Source organism: Pontibacter akesuensis (assembly GCF_001611675.1).
Classification (GTDB): domain Bacteria; phylum Bacteroidota; class Bacteroidia; order Cytophagales; family Hymenobacteraceae; genus Pontibacter; species Pontibacter akesuensis.
In genome coordinates this window covers 2561074-2576402 of the sequence record NZ_CP014766.1, presented here as the reverse complement: position 1 = coordinate 2576402, position 15329 = coordinate 2561074, and the positions used below count along the sequence as shown (strand labels likewise).

Here is a 15329-nt window from a genome sequence, read left to right as displayed (position 1 = left end):
TAGATTGGTGTCGAATTTGTAATTTCACCTTCAATATAAAGCAAATCAACAAAACACAAATGAGCATAAGCAACGAAAAACTGAAGGCCTTGCAGCTGACCATGGACAAGCTCGACAAGACATACGGCAAAGGTACCGTAATGAAGTTGAGCGACAACAAGGTAGAAGATATTCCGGCTATCTCCACTGGTTCGCTGGGCCTGGATATTGCGTTGGGAATCGGCGGTTTGCCGCGTGGCCGTGTCGTAGAGATCTATGGCCCTGAATCATCAGGTAAAACCACACTTACTTTGCACTGCATTGCTGAGGCTCAGAAAAAAGGCGGCATGGCTGCCTTCATCGACGCCGAGCACGCATTCGACAGAGCCTACGCGCAGAAGCTTGGCATTGACACTGAAAACTTATTGATATCACAGCCCGACAACGGGGAGCAGGCACTGGAGATTGCTGACCACCTGATCCGTTCCGGTGCTATAGACATTATTGTGATTGATTCTGTTGCCGCCCTGGTACCGAAAGGCGAATTGGAAGGCGACATGGGTGACAGCAAAATGGGTCTGCAGGCACGTTTGATGTCTCAGGCACTGCGTAAGCTGACGGGTACCATCAACAAAACGGGCTGTACCTGTATCTTTATCAACCAGCTTCGTGAGAAGATCGGTGTGATGTTCGGTAACCCGGAAACAACCACTGGTGGTAACGCCCTTAAATTCTACGCTTCCGTTCGTCTGGATATCCGTCGTATCGGCCAGATTAAGGAGAGCGCAGATAACATTACCGGTAACCGTACCCGTGTGAAGGTAGTGAAGAACAAAGTGGCGCCTCCGTTCAAAGTAGTAGAATTCGACATCATGTATGGCGAGGGCATCTCCAAGGTTGGTGAGATCCTTGACCTTGGCGTAGAATTGGGCATCGTGAACAAGTCCGGCTCCTGGTTCTCCTACAACGGCGACAAGCTGGGCCAGGGACGCGACGGTGTGAAGCAGATATTGCTGGACAACCCGGAACTAAGCGAGGAAATAGAGGAAAAAATCAGAGCCATCGTGAAAGGTGATCCGGAGAAAGTAGCCGCAGCACTGGATGATGCCGCCGCAGCTACTGCCGCTGCCGAGTGAACTTTATTCCCGAACCTGAAGTAATTAAAAGGTGCTGCCTCATGTGCAGCACCTTTTTTTATTGTAAATGAATTGATTAGCGCTGGCAAATTTTATAATTTACGGTTTGAGAAACTCTTGGTATAAAACTTGTTTAGGTAGTAAAAACAACGCTGACCCCACTAAAGAGGCTGAATTATGAAGAAGTTTTTGCCTGTATTCCTCATACTTACACTTGTGATCTTTGGCTTTGCCACCAAAGACAGGATGCGTCAGGTACCGAACGAAAGTTTTGGCACCGGCGAGGTATTGAAGTATAAAGTACACTACGGACCAATAACGGCGGCCGAGGCCGTGATTGATATATCCCCTACCCTGCACCGCATAAACGACAGAATGTGTTACAAGGCGACAGTGTATGGAAAAACGAACAGCTTTTTTGACCTGACCATTCGCATACGCGACACCTGGCAGTCGTACATCGACACGGCGGCCATTGTGCCTCAGCGCTCTTTCCGCAACATAGAGGAGGGCAACTACCGCAAGCGCGAAACCGTGGACTTTGACCATTTCCGCAACAAAGCGCACATGGAAAAGAAGAAGCGCTCGAAGGACGTGGAAAAGAAGACCTTTAAGGTGGCAGAAAATGTGCAGGACATTGTGAGTGGTTTCTACTACCTCCGCACCCTGGATTATGATAAAATGGAGATCGGTGACAAAACCAAAGTGAAGGGCTTCTTCGACGAAGAAAACTTCGACATGGTGGTTGAGTACAGGGGCCGCGAAACTGTATCCACCAAAGCTGGTGACATAAAAGCAATCAAACTGGTGCCCCGCATGCCGAAGAATGAGATGTTTAACGGAGAGAACGCCATCACGGTGTACTTGTCGGATGACAAGAACAAGATACCGGTGATGATACAGGCAGAGATGTTTGTAGGGTCAGTAAAAGTAAACCTCTACGAATATAAGAATCTCAAAAACAAACTCATGATCGCACGAAACTAACAGCAAGCCAGCCTCTCCAAAGGGCTGGCTTTTTTATGCCGCACCGGGCAAGAGCAGTCGCCCAAATGTTAAGAAAATATTATGATTTGATGAAGCTACAGTAATTGCTGTAGCTTAGGGTATATTTGTATAGGAAAACTGGTAGTGCAGCAGGCCGCAAGGCCGCTCAAACTGTTGTATGGAGAACAGCCCGAATGCTGCCCGTGCCTTTAACAAACCCTAATCCCTTTGAACCGTGCAAACCACATCACACTACAAAATACTGGTAGTAGACGACGATCCGGATATCGTAGAGCTGCTGCATTACAACCTGGTCCGGGAGGGCTACGATGTGACCACTGCCGATAATGGCAAGAAAGCGATTGACGTGGCCGTACAGTCCAAGCCGGATGTGATTTTGATGGACGTGATGATGCCGGTGATGGACGGCATAGCCGCCTGCCGCCAACTGCGCGAAATGAGCGAGTTCCGCACCACGCACATCATCTTTCTGACAGCCCGCTCCGAGGAGTTCTCCGAGGTGGCCGCCTTCGAGGCCGGCGCCGACGATTTCATCAACAAGCCCATAAAGCCCCGCGCACTCCTAAGCCGCCTGGCCGCCTTTACCCGCCGCGATGCGCAAGAAGAGGAGAAAGAGCAGGTAATAGAAGTTGGCGACCTGCGCATAGACCGCACCAGCTTTGCCGTGTACAAGGGCGAGGCCAAGATTACGCTCCCAAAAAAGGAGTTCGAGCTGCTTTCGTTCCTGGCCACCACGCCCAACAAAGTATACACCCGCGAAGAACTGCTGAACAACGTATGGGGCAGCGATGTGTATGTTATCGCCCGGACAGTGGATGTGCACATCCGCAAGGTGCGCGAGAAGATTGGCGAAGACAACATCAAAACCATCAAAGGCGTGGGTTATAAGTTCAACACCGACTAACCCAAAGTACAATACCTTTTGCTTATGCAGCCTGAAACCGCCCTTTGGCGGCTATTCATGCTGCTTTATTTTTTTCTCACCTTCCCATCGCACAGCTAAAACTTGTATCTTCATGTGCTGATACCTGTGGCTTGTTACCATGAACTTTAACTCCCGCACACTTGCCGTTCTGACTGCCCTGGCGGTGGCTTTGGTGCTTACTGCCTTTCTGGCGCTGGCTAGCTCCTTCTCTTCGCAGGGGTTGCTGGTGGCGCTTATTATTGTGTTTATCTGCTGCTTTCTGCTCATCTACTTTTCATATGAGGCGCTGGTGTTCCGCGAGGTGAAAAACGTGTACTCCAGCCTGGAGAAGATAAAGCGGCAGGATTTCAAGAAAGTGGAAACCAAGTCTACCTTCTCGGCCGACCCGCTCAGAAAAATCAAAGAAGACATTTTTCTGATTGCCGAGCGTAAGCAGCAGGAGATTGACGAGCTGAAGCGGCTGCAGGTAATGCGTCGCGAGTTCCTGGCAGATGTGTCACATGAGCTCAAGACGCCCATCTTCGCTGCCCAAGGCTTTATCCATACCTTGCTTGATGGCGCCATGGACGACCCCAACGTGCGCGACAAGTTTTTGCAGAAAGCCGCCAAAAGCCTCGACGGCCTTGACATACTGGTGCAGGACCTGATCAGCATCTCGCAGTTTGAGAAAGGCGTGGTGAAGATGGCCCGGCGCAATTTTGATGCGGCCCAACTGGTACGCGAGGTGGCAGAGCAGTTGGAGCAAAAGGCGAGTGCGCACGAGATTACGCTGCATGTAGAGGTGGCCCCTGATGAGAAGATCATGCTATACGCCGACCCGAACCGCATCCGGCAGGTGTTCGTTAACCTGATCGACAATGCTATCAAGTATGGACGAAAGGGCGGCAACATCTGGATCACGTTTGACGAGGGCAGGCGCAAGTATACCATCACAGTAAAGGACGATGGCAAGGGCATTGCCCTGGAGCACATCAACCGCATCTTCGAGCGCTTTTACCGCATTGATAAGAGCCGCGCCCGCGATACGTCCAGCACTGGCCTGGGGCTGGCTATCTGCAAGCACATAATAGAGGCCCACCGTTCGTTTATTGCCGTAAAGAGTGAGCTCAACAGAGGAACCACCCTCCGCTTTAAGTTACAGAAGGCAAAGTAGCCGCTCCCTCATTGCTCCCGCTCATCCAAGCCATGACAAGCGAAAATTGCGTATCTTTGCAGGATGCACAGTAGCGGTTGCGCTGTGCCGGAACAAAGTATAGCAACACATGAAATACCCGGTTTTCGAAGACCTGATCATATTTGAGAATGACGATTACGTGGTGGTGAACAAGCCGCCCTTCCTGGCGACGCTGGAAGACCGCACACCAAACTCCACGAACCTGCTGAAGATTGCCCGCCAGTACAACCCGGACCTGCAGGCCTGCCACCGCCTGGATAAGGACACCTCGGGCTGCCTGGCTTTTGCCAAAAATGCCGAAGCCTACCGCCACCTGTCGATGCAGTTTGAGGCGCGCGAAGTATACAAAGTATACCACGCTGTGGCTTGGGGCACCCACAAGTTTGAGGAAAAGCTGGTGAGCCGCGCTATTCTAGCCAATGCGAAAGGGGTGGCCAAACTGGCGCCGCAGGGCAAGCCCGCCGAAACATATTTCAACACGATTGAAACCTACAGCCGCCATACCTTGGTGGAGTGCCTCCCGGTAACCGGTCGACTGCACCAGATACGCGTGCACCTGGCTTTTCTGGGAGCGCCCATTGTAGGCGATAAACTGTACGGAGGCGAGGATCTGTTTTTGAGCAGCCTCAAACGCAAATTCAACCTGAAGCAGAACACAGAAGAATTACCACTGATAAAGCGCTTTGCCCTCCATTCGTTTAACCTCGGCTTTTTGCTGCTGAACGAGGAGCCGGTAAAAATAGAGGCCCCTTACCCGAAAGACTTTGCCGTACTGGTAAAGCAGCTGCGGGCGAGTTAGGCTTCAGATATTTCAGATATAGAGTAAGGGCTTTTTGACAAAGGACAAAAGACGCAGATGATCTCTGCTCCATTCCATTGTCATCTCGACGTCAGGAGAGATCTTTTCAGAATTCCAGATAGATTTCTCACTACCGTTCAAAATGACAATGGCGCGAAAATGAGTATTACAGAGTTTATAGCATAAAAGGCCGCTGAAGTCATACTTCAGCGGCCTTTACTTTTGCCTTCTCTATACTTGGTCCTAACGCACCCGCAGCACAATCTTCCCGATGTTCCTGTTCTCTTCCATGTAGCGGTGGGCCTCGGCCACGTCCTGCCAGTCATACACAGAGTCTACCACAGGCTTGATTTCCCCGCGCTCAAAATGGGGCATGGCAAACTGGGCCACTTCCTGCGTGAGCTGCACCTGGTACTCCGGGCTGCGGGAGCGGAGGGTGGAGCCCATAATCTGCAACCGCTTCGCCAGTATCTTTCGCAGATCGAACTCCTCCACCTTTCCGCCACCCAGGCTGGCCAACAGCACCATGCGCCCATCCAGCCGCAGGCAATTGATGTTCTGCTTGAAGTATGGCCCGGCAATGAAATCAATTATTACATCCACGCCTTCGCCGTTGGTATGCGCCAGCACCTCCTCCTCAAAATTACTGGCTTTGTAATCAATGGCCTTGTGGGTACCCAAATCCAGGCAGGCCTGCAGCTTTTGCTTTGATGCCGTTACGATGACTTCTGCCTTCGTGGCCCGAGCCAATTGGATGGCAGCTGTGCCAACGCCGCTGGCCCCGGCATGGAGCAGCACCCGCTCTCCTTCCTGCAGCTTCCCGAGCCAGATCAGCGCCTGAAAAGCCGTCAGGAACACCTCCGGAATCGCTGCAGCTTCTTCCATACTTAGGTTGGCTGGCACCCGCATGGCCATGGCTTCCTGTATCACCGCGTACTCAGCGTAGCCGCCACCGGGCAGCAGGCCAAACACCTTGTCGCCTGTTTTGTACTTCGTGCAGTTTGAGCCAGCCTCCACTACCTCTCCGGCTACCTCCAGGCCCAGCAGCGGACTTGCCCCGGCGGGTGGCGGGTATTTGCCCTGCCGCTGCAGCGTGTCGGCGCGGTTCAGGGCGGTGGCGTGTACTTTCACCAGCAGCTCATCGGGCTGTGGCTGTGGGGTTTCGTATTCCCCCAGCACAAGTTGTTCTGGTCCACCGGGTTCTTTTACAAGTATGGCTTTCATAGATCTTTCGTTTTTTCGAAGTATAAAGGTACACGCACCCAAGCGGTAAAAGATACAAAAGCTTGCTCCAGGCACTCTTTTCAAACTATCTGAATTTATTTTCCAAAAAAATCATGGCTTGTGCATCATTTAATTACGAAAGTTTCGTATACTTACGAAAGACTCGTATAAATATGGAAAAGCTGACACAACAAGAGGAAGAGGCCATGCAGGTAATCTGGGAAACCGGGAGTGGCTTCATCAAGGATTTCTTAGAAAAGATGCCTGAACCAAAGCCGCCTTATACTACGCTGGCCTCCACGGTGAAGAACCTGGAGAAGAAGGGATTTCTGGAAAGCGAGAAGTTGGGCAACTCCTACCGCTACCAGCCCCTGCTAAAAGCGGAGGATTACAAGAAGCGCTTTATGAAAGGGTTTGTAGGCGACTACTTCAAGAGTTCTTACAAGGAACTGGTGGCTTTCTTCGCGAAGGAACAGCAGATCAGCGCTGAAGAACTGAAAGAGATTATTCAAATGATCGAAAACAAAAAGCCCGAATGATATGCCAACCCTGCTCCTCTACCTGCTTAAAGTGAATGTGGCCCTGGTGCTGTTTTACCTGGCTTACCACCTGGTCCTGCGCCGGCTCACGTTTTACCACCTCAACCGCCTGTTCCTGGTATTTGCCGTGCTGTTCTCCTCGCTTTATCCTTTTGTTGATCTGGCGGAGCTGTTTGGGCAGCAACAGGAGCTGGTAAGCGCTTATGCTGTTACGGTACCCGCCCATTGGATGACAGCAACGAACCTACCTGCCCAGGAAACCGCTTTCGATTACTGGCAGATACCAATTATACTGTTTTGGGCAGGAGTGGCAGTGATGGCTTTTCGGCTGCTGCTGCAGTTCGTGTCGTTGTACCAAATCCACACTTCCTCCGAGCCAAAAGCCTACAAAAGCATCTCGTTTCGCCAGATCAGAAATATCAGCCAGGCCTTTTCCTTCTGGCAAACCATTTACCTGAACCCGGCCCAGCACCGAAACGAAGAGTTGGAGGCGATTCTGCGGCATGAGCAGATCCATGTACGAGGCTGGCATACGCTCGATGTGCTGCTGGCCGAGCTAAGCACGGTTTTCTACTGGTTTAACCCGGGCGTGTGGCTCATGAAAAAAGCCATTAAAGAAAACCTGGAGTTTATTGCCGACCAGCACGTGGTGAGCGCCGGAGTAGACAGAAAGGCTTACCAGTACCTTATCCTGAAAGCCCTGGCTACACCAGAGCCACAGCTTGCCAACCAGTTTAACTTTCCATCACTTAAAAGAAGAATAGCCATGATGAACAAAGTACCGACAAGAAAAGCCCACCAACTGCGGCTGCTGATTGCGCTTCCACTGGCTGCCGTGTTACTGCTCGCTTTTAGAAGTGCCAGTGAGCCAATTGATAAATTTGTAGATGAAATGTCATTAGTGGACACAGGGAATGCTACCACAAATACAAGTAGCCAGGGTTTATCAAAAGATTATGAAGATTTTTTTAGGCGTAACCTTAATGTAACTGAAATTGCTTGGTTACCTGATGATTTAACAGGAAGTGGAAATAGATTTGAGCGCATAATGATCGGGAGCCGAAATAGTTTTGAAGTTTTCGGATTAAAAAAGGAAAGTGACATGTCCAGGTTTGTTACTAAATATGGAAACCTTCCCACCGCTCCAGCAGATCCATCTAATATCATACAAATCTGGAAATCGAGCGGCAAAATAGTAATTGGCGTGAAGGCCGGCGCAGAGGAAGCATATACTTTTGGAGATAAGGAAAAGCAAACACCAGCCCAAGACGGCGATGGTAAGCTTCCTAAAGCACTTGTTGATTTACTGATGAACAACCCTGCCGTGAAAAACGTGAAGGGAAAAATAGTGGAGAACAGAAATGCAATCGTGATTAACCTAAAAGGTGGTGGAACCGAAGTATACTACCTGGACAGTACAGAAAGTATAGCTGCCCTCAAGCGCAAGTACGAGCTACCGGAACTACCTCCGCCGCCACCGCCTGTCCGAGATGCAGCTGAACTACCCGCACCGCCGCCACCGCCTGCACCGGCAGCCCCGGACGCACCAGCAGCTCCTGCACCGGCAGCTCCGGATGCCGAAGTGTTGCCTCCACCTCCACCGCCTGCTCCAGCCGAGTTAAAGGCTTACTTCCCCGATGGCGTTATCTACTACGTTGATGGGAAGGAAGACAAAAACGAGACCTACAAGCAACTAGACCCGAAGCAGATCCACAGCATAAATGTGTACAAAGGCGAAAGCGCGCAGAAGGTATTCGGCAAAAAAGCAGCAAAGGGAGTAATATCCATTATAACTGAAAAGAACAAAGACTCTAGACAGGTACAGGAGTTCAAGGAGAAGTTCCCTGCTTTGCCAGCACCGCCACCACCAGCCCCTGCTGAAGAGCAATTGCCTCCCCCACCTCCGCCCGTGAAAGTAGATGCTGATGAAGCGTTTACTTATGTGATGGGTGTGACGGACGCATTTTACCAGAATGAGGCAAACCTGCCAGAAGACCACAAGGCTTTTCTGAAAAGAAACCCTGAAGTGAAGCACGTCGGATTTAAGTTTAACAACCGAAAGGAGTTTGATTTGCTATCTTTTGTAGTTTACCTGAAATCTGGCGGTGTGGAAGAGTATAAGTATAACGGAAGCAAAACGATTCCGGCTGCCGAGAGCAAGTACGGAAAGCTGCCTGGACTTCCTGCTCCACCGCCGCCCACCAGAGCGAAGTAGAACGAACTACAGGAAATTTATACTTACCCAGCCGCACCTTTCGGATGCGGCTGGGTATTTTTTATGCCTCATCCTAAAGCTGCTGTAGGCACAAACCACCTCCCGGAATCTGGCATGCTCATCTGGTTACCAGTATATTTCAACACTATGTATTGCATATCAAATAAATAGCACTTATCTTTGTGACCATTTTCCAATGACCGAAAGTTCATAATTAAATAAATAAATCGCTTACAACCACCAAAATGGATCATTTAAGTTATAAGACCCTTAACGTCAGCAAGAAAACCGCCAACAAAGGCTGGGTGATTGTTGATGCGGGGCAAGGAAGCTTGGGTCGTGTGGCATCAGAGGTTGCCAAGATCCTGAAGGGCAAAAACAAGCCTTCATACACTCCTTACGCTGACTGCGGAGACAATGTGATTGTTATCAATGCTGATGACACACGTTTCACTGGCCGCAAGTGGGACCAGAAGTACTACCTGACACACTCTGGGTATCCAGGTGGCCAGAAGAGAACTTCTCCACGTGAGCTAAAGGCAAAATCATCTACGCTGCTTGTAGAGCGCGCTGTTCGTGGCATGTTGCCTAAAAACAGACTGGGCCGTGAGCTGTTTAGAAATCTTCATGTTTTCACAGGAAGCGAGCATCCTTTTGCCGCTCAGCAGCCTAAAGAATTAACCCTCAATATCTAATTATTAATGGAAGTTATCAATACATCTGGTAGAAGAAAAACCTCGGTGGCACGCATCTACATGACGTCCGGGCAAGGGAATATCACTATTAACGGTAGAGATTACAAAGAGTATTTCCCTAGCGAAGTACTGCAAACTATCGTGAATCAGCCGTTTCAAACCTTGGAGTCAATTGGCAAGTACGATGTGAAAGCCAATCTAAGAGGTGGTGGTGTAAGCGGCCAGGCTGAAGCACTTAGACTTGCAATCTCTAAAGCACTGGTGGTAGAGAACGCCGAGACCAAAACAGCTCTTAAGAAAGAAGGTTTCATCACTAGAGACCCTCGTATGGTGGAGCGTAAGAAGTTCGGTAAGCGCAAAGCGCGTCGTTCGTTCCAGTTCAGTAAACGTTAATATTAAAGGTGTATCAACAACATGGCAAGTACTAATTATAAAGAACTACTTGAGGCAGGTGTTCACTTCGGTCACCTTACCCGCAAGTGGGATCCCAAAATGGCTCCATATATCTTCATGGAGAAGAATGGCATCCACATCATTGACCTGAACAAAACGTTGGTTGCGTTGGACGAAGCTACTTCAGCTATCCGCAACATCGCCAAGTCTGGTCGTAAGATCTTGTTTGTAGCTACTAAAAAGCAAGCGCAGGAAATCGTGGCAGAAGAGGCGCGTCGCCTTAAAATGCCTTACGTTACTGAGCGTTGGTTAGGTGGTATGCTTACAAACTTCGCTACTGTGCGTAAGTCGCTCAAGAAAATGTCTACCATCGACAAGATGATGAAAGACCCTGAGCAGTCTAAGGCACTGGCGAAACGTGAGAAGCTGATGCTGTCTCGCGAGCGTGAGAAACTGGATCGTGTATTGGGCGGTATCACCGACCTTTCTCGCCTGCCAGCGGCTCTGTTCGTAGTGGACGTGAAGCGTGAGCACATCGCGGTGAAAGAAGCACACAAGCTGAACCTGCCCGTATTCGCGGTTTGCGATACAAACTCTAACCCAGAGCTGGTAGACTTCCCAATTCCTGCTAACGATGACGCCTCTAAGTCTGTGTCTCTGATCGTGTCGCTTATCGGCAAGGCGATCGAAGACGGCTTGTCTGAGCGCAAAGTTGACAAAGAGGAAACAGAGCGCAAGCGTTCTGAGGAAGAAGGCATCAAAGAGAAGCAAGAAGCTGACGAGCAATAAGAAGTAATTCATATTGCCACTTTACAAACTGAACATTGGGCACAAACTGCTTCAATGTTCAGTTTGTTTTAGGGGATTGGGAAAGAAGCCGCTGACGAGGTATAGATGCCAGCTTTCTACTTCCGCCCTGCCAAAGAGTAAACTCATAATTTATAATTCATAATTCTTAATTATAAAAAGATGGCTATTACAGCACAAGACGTTAACAAACTGCGCCAGGAAACTGGTGCCGGTATGATGGATTGCAAGAAAGCGCTTACAGAAGCTAACGGCGACTTTGAAGCAGCTAAAGATATTCTGCGTAAGCAAGGCCAGAAAATTGCAAGCAAGCGCGCTGATAACGCTACCTCTGAAGGTATCGTGATGACGCACGTGAACGAAGAAGGCACTAACGGTAAAGTAATTGCCCTGGCCTGCGAAACTGAGCCAGTATCGAAAGTAGCTGACTTCCAGAACCTGGCACAAGCCGCCATGAAAGCTGCTGTTTCTACAAACGCTGCCACCAAAGAAGATTTGCTGGCTGTAGCACAGGCTGATGGTCGTTCGCTGCAGGAGCACATCACGGATCTGATGGGCAAAATCGGTGAGAAAATCGAAGTGATTTCTTACGAGAATGTATCTGCTGAGAAAGTTGTTTCTTACGACCACTCAAATGGCAAACTTGGAGTATTGGTTGCCCTGACAAACACAGGCGGTTCTGAAGTAACTGAGGTTGGCAAAGACGTAGCGATGCAGATTGCCGCCATGAAGCCAATTGCGGTTGACAAAGACGGCGTTGACTCTGCTACAGTAGAGCGCGAAATTGAAGTAGGTAAAGAGCAGGCGCGTGCCGAAGGCAAGCCAGAGGCTATGCTTGAGAAGATTGCCATGGGCAAGCTGAACAAGTTCTACAAAGAGAACACCCTGCTGAACCAGGAGTTCGTGAAAGACCCATCACTGACAATCGCCCAGCTGCTTGACAAGACAAGCAAAGGCATGACAGTGGCTGAGTTCAAGCGTGTTGCGATCGGTTAATTCCAGCAAAACACTCTATAAAACAGAAAAGCCCGCCGTTAAGGTGGGCTTTTCTGTTTTATAGAGTGTTTCTTTACAGGGACTACATTGTGTCGTAGCAGCCTTATTTGATAAAGCTGATCGGGTTCGGATACACCTGCAGCTGGTTTCCCTTCTTCACTTTGATGGCAGCAATTACCGGGAAAATAATGTTAAGCACATAAAGACTGATGAACACATAGAATAAGGCAGCTGCTCCCGGGTAATGCATGATCTTGAAGAAAGCAAAGGCAACTATAGCCAGGAAGGATAGAACTGTCCAGGCAATCTGGAAATTCAGAACGTTTGCTCCTGTCTCACTTAAACCGATTACCTTATCTTTTTTGGTCATCCAAAGTATGAGCGGCAGAATGATGTTACCGACAGGAATAGCTAAAAACGAGATAACGGAGAGGTGGAAAAAGATCAGATAGCTTTTGTCGACTTGCTTCCCGTGATCCAGGATGTCTTCAGCGCTTATACCCAAGGCACCACAAATCAGGTGCATTGTAGTGCCGCGGGGTTCTGTTTCGTTCTTCTCAATTCGCTGAATCGTTCGGAGGTTGACACTCGCCTGCTCGGCTAATTCTTCCTGAGACAAACCTTTCCTTTTCCTGATCTCCCGAATTTTACTTCCAATGTCGCTCATAGCTATTTTTGTTAGTGCTTTGTTCAAAAGTAAATATGAAACGCTGGAAATTGTAACGGTGCATTTCCGACATTTCTACGGCATTTGTGTCAGGAGGCTTCTATTAGGCAATTTCGAGTGGTACAGAGCGAACAATATCTAATTATCCGAAACTTGTTATACATGACATGGGATGAAGGCATAATCAAAGTCTACAATCATAGATGAATGAGTTCTCCTGGTTTGGCTTCTTTAATTCTAGAAATGATTTCCTCTCCATGCGCTACAGAACGGCAAGGAATAATGATTTTGTTAGGAGCATTCTTTATATCATTCATCACAGCCAAATTACCCTCCATCATCTTGTGTAATTTCAGTGTTCCGATAATTTTTGGTCTAATTAATTTCATGGGAACAAATTAATAACATAAATATACTTGCGGATGATCTTTCAATACCCAAAGGGACATTACTGTTTGCACAGGAGAACAAGAGGCTTGAAAGTATGAATAGCGTATAGGAGTATCTATTCAATATCATATTCATACTTTCTACTTAGCTACTATAAACACATAAATAGTAATACCTAGAATACCTAGCTACACCTCTACCCGTTATTTCGCCGCACAGTGCTCACAAACGCATCGCGCATATCATTGAAACGGTTGAGGGTTGCCTCCAGAAAGTCCTCGTCCAGCAGTTCTTTGGCGCCTGCATCGCCCATTACGTCCATCTCGCTTATCTTATATGTCTGCTCAAAGTCTCCTTTCTCCAGCTTGATCAGGTACTTTCCGTTCCAGTTCAGGAGCGTCACTTTCATGTCTGGGTTCGGGATATCGGCTACTACTCTCATAATATTTTTTGCTAGTTGTTGATGTATAATGTATCCAAAATTTCAACTAGTCATACGTGGTGTGCAGTAGAAATGAGGTTGATTTTTTGTCCTTTATCAAAAATGTTGCTTTCAAAGAATCAGACTTTACCTGTGATCTCAATGCCCATCAGTTGCATCAGTTTGCTGGCGTTAAAGCTGCGGCAGATGCCTGTGGTGAGTTTATAATCAAACCGGATCTCGTCGCCAGTAATGTCGCTGTTGAAGCTGAAGTTCTCGACGCTGCCAGGCAGTTCCTGTTCCATGGCACCCAGCTCCAGGTCGTGGGTGGAGATAAGGCCGGAGGCGTTGCGCTTGTGCAGCTGCCGTATCAATGACATCGCGCCCAGGTGACGGTCGCGGGAGTTGGTGCCTTTGAGTATCTCGTCGAGGAGGTAAAAGACCGGCTGCCCCTGCTCCGTTAGCTCCAGCAACACACGCAGGCGCTTCAGCTCCGCATAAAACGAAGAGGTGTTTTCCGACAGGTTATCTGCCGTGCGCATGGCCGTGTAGATTTGCGCCGGAGCCACCTCCAGGCGTGCCGCGCAGGCCGGAGCGCCCATTAGCGCCAGCACCATGTTAATGCCCACGGTGCGCAGGAATGTTGTTTTACCCGACATGTTGGAACCCGTGATCACGATGGTGTGGCCGGTGCCCTGCATACCGAAATCATTGGCAACCGGATTGACAGAAAAGATGAGCGGATGCGCCATGGCCGCTGCCTCGTACAGGAAGGGTTCCTCGCTTAGTTGCGGCACCGCATACCCCGGGTGCGCGTGCTGGAAAGCGGCTATACTTGCCAGGGCCTCCAGCTCTGCCAGCACTTCCAGCGTGTGCTCCAGCTTCTCCAGGTGCTGCTCCTTCCAGTCCTCCAGGCGGTACATCCACACAAAATCCCACATCAGGATCGTGTTCAGGAAAAAGGCCATGAGCGTGCTTAGGCGGTACGAGAAGTAATCGATGATGCCGGACAGCTTCCTTAGGCTTGTAGAGGCGCTGACGCCGCCGGAAACCAACTGCTGGTGCAAACCCTGTAGCTTCGGCGCTGTGAACTGCTCCTGCTCTATGTGCTGCAGTTGTCTGGTGTAGCTTTGCATGGCCTCATGTATGCCCATACTTTGCTCATAGTAGTCGTCCCGCGCCTTTGTGAAGCGGTAGGCAAGTATGAACTGCAGCAGTAGAAAGCCAACGGCAATCCACCCACTGAAGCCGTAGAACCAGGCTGCAATAGCCGCCAGCGTAAGTATGGGAAGTATGAACACCAGCGGTTTCAGCCAACTGTTTTGCCGAAAAAAATCCGCCTGCTTAAACCAGTTGATAAAACCCTTTGCCGATTCCGCATTGTGCTTGTAGTGCATCGGGAGGGCCAGGAACGCCTGCAGCCAATCCAAGCGTGCCGGACTGGCCAATTCTGCTGCTGCCTCTTGCCGCTGCCATACTTCCTGGGGAGCGGCCGCCTGACGCAGCCACACGGCCAGTTTATACTTGCCGATGCTGGTAACGGAGCGGTTGAGCAGCTGAAACAGCGAACTGTGCCCGAAAATATCCAGGTCCGAAGTATAGGGATGGTGATCGTCTATGAATTCTTTGCCACCGTCGAACTGGTTTAGCCTACCCTGCAGGCGCTCTACTTCCTGTCCGTTCACCAGACCCAGCAGCCGCAGCTGCTGGCGCTTAAAATCCAGGCGGCTGTGCCAGCGCATCACCAGCACAAACAGGATGTAAAACCCCAGGATGGTGAGTGCCCCGGCGGTGTTGTTATCAACCTTGAAAAAATAAAAGGCCAGCGCCGCTCCTGTTACAAACAGCGCCACGCGCAGCCACGATACGGCACTTGATTTGGATGCTGCCTGCTTTTCCTGCGCTGCCAGGGAAGCCGCCCTGTCGGTGTATAATTTCTCTCTGTTGTCGCTCACGGGTGA

At 49.7% G+C, this 15329-nt stretch carries 16 protein-coding genes; 11 read left to right on the top strand and 5 right to left on the bottom strand.

Translation table 11 applies throughout. The features are described 5' to 3' along the window. The first annotated feature begins 59 nt into the window (after positions 1 to 59). The 5 genes from recA to A0W33_RS11050 all read left to right on the top strand — a co-directional run bounded on the left by recA (position 60) and on the right by A0W33_RS11050 (position 5021). A complete protein-coding gene (gene recA, locus A0W33_RS11070) occupies positions 60 to 1115 on the top strand; it encodes a recombinase RecA (RefSeq protein WP_068838199.1) in 1056 nt (351 codons plus the stop codon). Between the two features lie 177 nt (positions 1116 to 1292). Next, entirely contained in the window at positions 1293 to 2102 is an 810-nt protein-coding gene (locus A0W33_RS11065; RefSeq protein ID WP_068838198.1) for a DUF3108 domain-containing protein, read from the top strand. Between the two features lie 235 nt (positions 2103 to 2337). Beyond that, the gene (locus tag A0W33_RS11060; RefSeq protein WP_068838197.1) at positions 2338 to 3027 is read left to right on the top strand and encodes a response regulator transcription factor; all 690 of its coding nucleotides are present in this window, start codon (positions 2338 to 2340) and stop codon (positions 3025 to 3027) included. A gap of 139 nt (positions 3028 to 3166) precedes the next feature. Next, entirely contained in the window at positions 3167 to 4201 is a 1035-nt protein-coding gene (locus tag A0W33_RS11055; RefSeq protein ID WP_068838196.1) for a sensor histidine kinase, read from the top strand. A gap of 109 nt (positions 4202 to 4310) precedes the next feature. Beyond that, positions 4311 to 5021 (top strand): RluA family pseudouridine synthase, encoded by a 711-nt coding sequence (locus A0W33_RS11050; RefSeq protein WP_068838195.1) that lies wholly within the window; start codon positions 4311 to 4313, stop codon positions 5019 to 5021. A gap of 243 nt (positions 5022 to 5264) precedes the next feature. Here the strand turns inward: A0W33_RS11050 and A0W33_RS11045 are convergent, their stop codons facing one another. Then, complete coding sequence (locus A0W33_RS11045; protein WP_068838194.1) at positions 5265 to 6245, bottom strand: NAD(P)H-quinone oxidoreductase; 981 nt, start codon at positions 6243 to 6245, stop codon at positions 5265 to 5267. 173 nt (positions 6246 to 6418) lie between these two features. Here A0W33_RS11045 and A0W33_RS11040 point away from each other — a divergent pair, with 173 nt between their 5' ends. From A0W33_RS11040 to tsf, 6 genes are all read left to right on the top strand, one after another. Then, complete coding sequence (locus A0W33_RS11040) at positions 6419 to 6784, top strand: BlaI/MecI/CopY family transcriptional regulator (protein WP_068838193.1); 366 nt, start codon at positions 6419 to 6421, stop codon at positions 6782 to 6784. A 1-nt stretch (position 6785) separates the two neighbouring features. After that, positions 6786 to 8999 (top strand): M56 family metallopeptidase, encoded by a 2214-nt coding sequence (locus A0W33_RS11035; RefSeq protein ID WP_068838192.1) that lies wholly within the window; start codon positions 6786 to 6788, stop codon positions 8997 to 8999. A gap of 245 nt (positions 9000 to 9244) precedes the next feature. Continuing rightward, positions 9245 to 9694 carry a 50S ribosomal protein L13 gene (gene rplM / locus A0W33_RS11030; RefSeq protein ID WP_068838191.1) on the top strand — a complete coding sequence of 150 codons (450 nt, stop codon included), beginning with the start codon at positions 9245 to 9247 and terminating at the stop codon, positions 9692 to 9694. A 6-nt stretch (positions 9695 to 9700) separates the two neighbouring features. Then, positions 9701 to 10087 (top strand): 30S ribosomal protein S9, encoded by a 387-nt coding sequence (gene rpsI / locus A0W33_RS11025; RefSeq protein WP_068838190.1) that lies wholly within the window; start codon positions 9701 to 9703, stop codon positions 10085 to 10087. Between the two features lie 21 nt (positions 10088 to 10108). After that, a complete protein-coding gene (gene rpsB / locus A0W33_RS11020) occupies positions 10109 to 10876 on the top strand; it encodes a 30S ribosomal protein S2 (protein ID WP_068838189.1) in 768 nt (255 codons plus the stop codon). 180 nt (positions 10877 to 11056) lie between these two features. Next, entirely contained in the window at positions 11057 to 11890 is an 834-nt protein-coding gene (gene tsf / locus A0W33_RS11015; protein ID WP_068838188.1) for a translation elongation factor Ts, read from the top strand. A gap of 103 nt (positions 11891 to 11993) precedes the next feature. Here tsf and A0W33_RS11010 read toward each other — a convergent pair whose 3' ends face one another. The 4 genes from A0W33_RS11010 to A0W33_RS10995 form a co-directional block, all read right to left on the bottom strand. After that, positions 11994 to 12557, bottom strand: a complete 564-nt coding sequence (locus tag A0W33_RS11010) for a helix-turn-helix domain-containing protein (protein WP_068838187.1) — start codon at positions 12555 to 12557, stop codon at positions 11994 to 11996. Positions 12558 to 12754: 197 nt separating this feature from the next. Next, on the bottom strand, positions 12755 to 12946 hold the full coding sequence (locus tag A0W33_RS11005; RefSeq protein ID WP_068838186.1) for a hypothetical protein: 192 nt from the start codon (positions 12944 to 12946) through the stop codon (positions 12755 to 12757). Positions 12947 to 13143: 197 nt separating this feature from the next. After that, positions 13144 to 13389 carry a hypothetical protein gene (locus tag A0W33_RS11000; RefSeq protein WP_068838185.1) on the bottom strand — a complete coding sequence of 82 codons (246 nt, stop codon included), beginning with the start codon at positions 13387 to 13389 and terminating at the stop codon, positions 13144 to 13146. Positions 13390 to 13508: 119 nt separating this feature from the next. Then, complete coding sequence (locus A0W33_RS10995) at positions 13509 to 15323, bottom strand: MutS-related protein (protein ID WP_229802142.1); 1815 nt, start codon at positions 15321 to 15323, stop codon at positions 13509 to 13511. Positions 15324 to 15329 lie beyond the last annotated feature (6 nt).

Excerpts from the sequence above, each read along its gene's own strand:
- recA (WP_068838199.1), top strand. The coding sequence starts at position 60 with ATGAGCATAAGCAACGAAAAACTGAAGGCCTTGCAGCTGACCATGGAC.
- A0W33_RS11065 (WP_068838198.1), top strand. The coding sequence starts at position 1,293 with ATGAAGAAGTTTTTGCCTGTATTCCTCATACTTACACTTGTGATCTTT.
- A0W33_RS11055 (WP_068838196.1), top strand. The coding sequence starts at position 3,167 with ATGAACTTTAACTCCCGCACACTTGCCGTTCTGACTGCCCTGGCGGTG.
- A0W33_RS11050 (WP_068838195.1), top strand. The coding sequence starts at position 4,311 with ATGAAATACCCGGTTTTCGAAGACCTGATCATATTTGAGAATGACGAT.
- A0W33_RS11045 (WP_068838194.1), bottom strand. The coding sequence starts at position 6,245 with ATGAAAGCCATACTTGTAAAAGAACCCGGTGGACCAGAACAACTTGTG.
- A0W33_RS11040 (WP_068838193.1), top strand. The coding sequence starts at position 6,419 with ATGGAAAAGCTGACACAACAAGAGGAAGAGGCCATGCAGGTAATCTGG.
- A0W33_RS11035 (WP_068838192.1), top strand. The coding sequence starts at position 6,786 with ATGCCAACCCTGCTCCTCTACCTGCTTAAAGTGAATGTGGCCCTGGTG.
- rplM (WP_068838191.1), top strand. The coding sequence starts at position 9,245 with ATGGATCATTTAAGTTATAAGACCCTTAACGTCAGCAAGAAAACCGCC.
- rpsI (WP_068838190.1), top strand. The coding sequence starts at position 9,701 with ATGGAAGTTATCAATACATCTGGTAGAAGAAAAACCTCGGTGGCACGC.
- rpsB (WP_068838189.1), top strand. The coding sequence starts at position 10,109 with ATGGCAAGTACTAATTATAAAGAACTACTTGAGGCAGGTGTTCACTTC.
- tsf (WP_068838188.1), top strand. The coding sequence starts at position 11,057 with ATGGCTATTACAGCACAAGACGTTAACAAACTGCGCCAGGAAACTGGT.
- A0W33_RS11010 (WP_068838187.1), bottom strand. The coding sequence starts at position 12,557 with ATGAGCGACATTGGAAGTAAAATTCGGGAGATCAGGAAAAGGAAAGGT.
- A0W33_RS11005 (WP_068838186.1), bottom strand. The coding sequence starts at position 12,946 with ATGAAATTAATTAGACCAAAAATTATCGGAACACTGAAATTACACAAG.
- A0W33_RS11000 (WP_068838185.1), bottom strand. The coding sequence starts at position 13,389 with ATGAGAGTAGTAGCCGATATCCCGAACCCAGACATGAAAGTGACGCTC.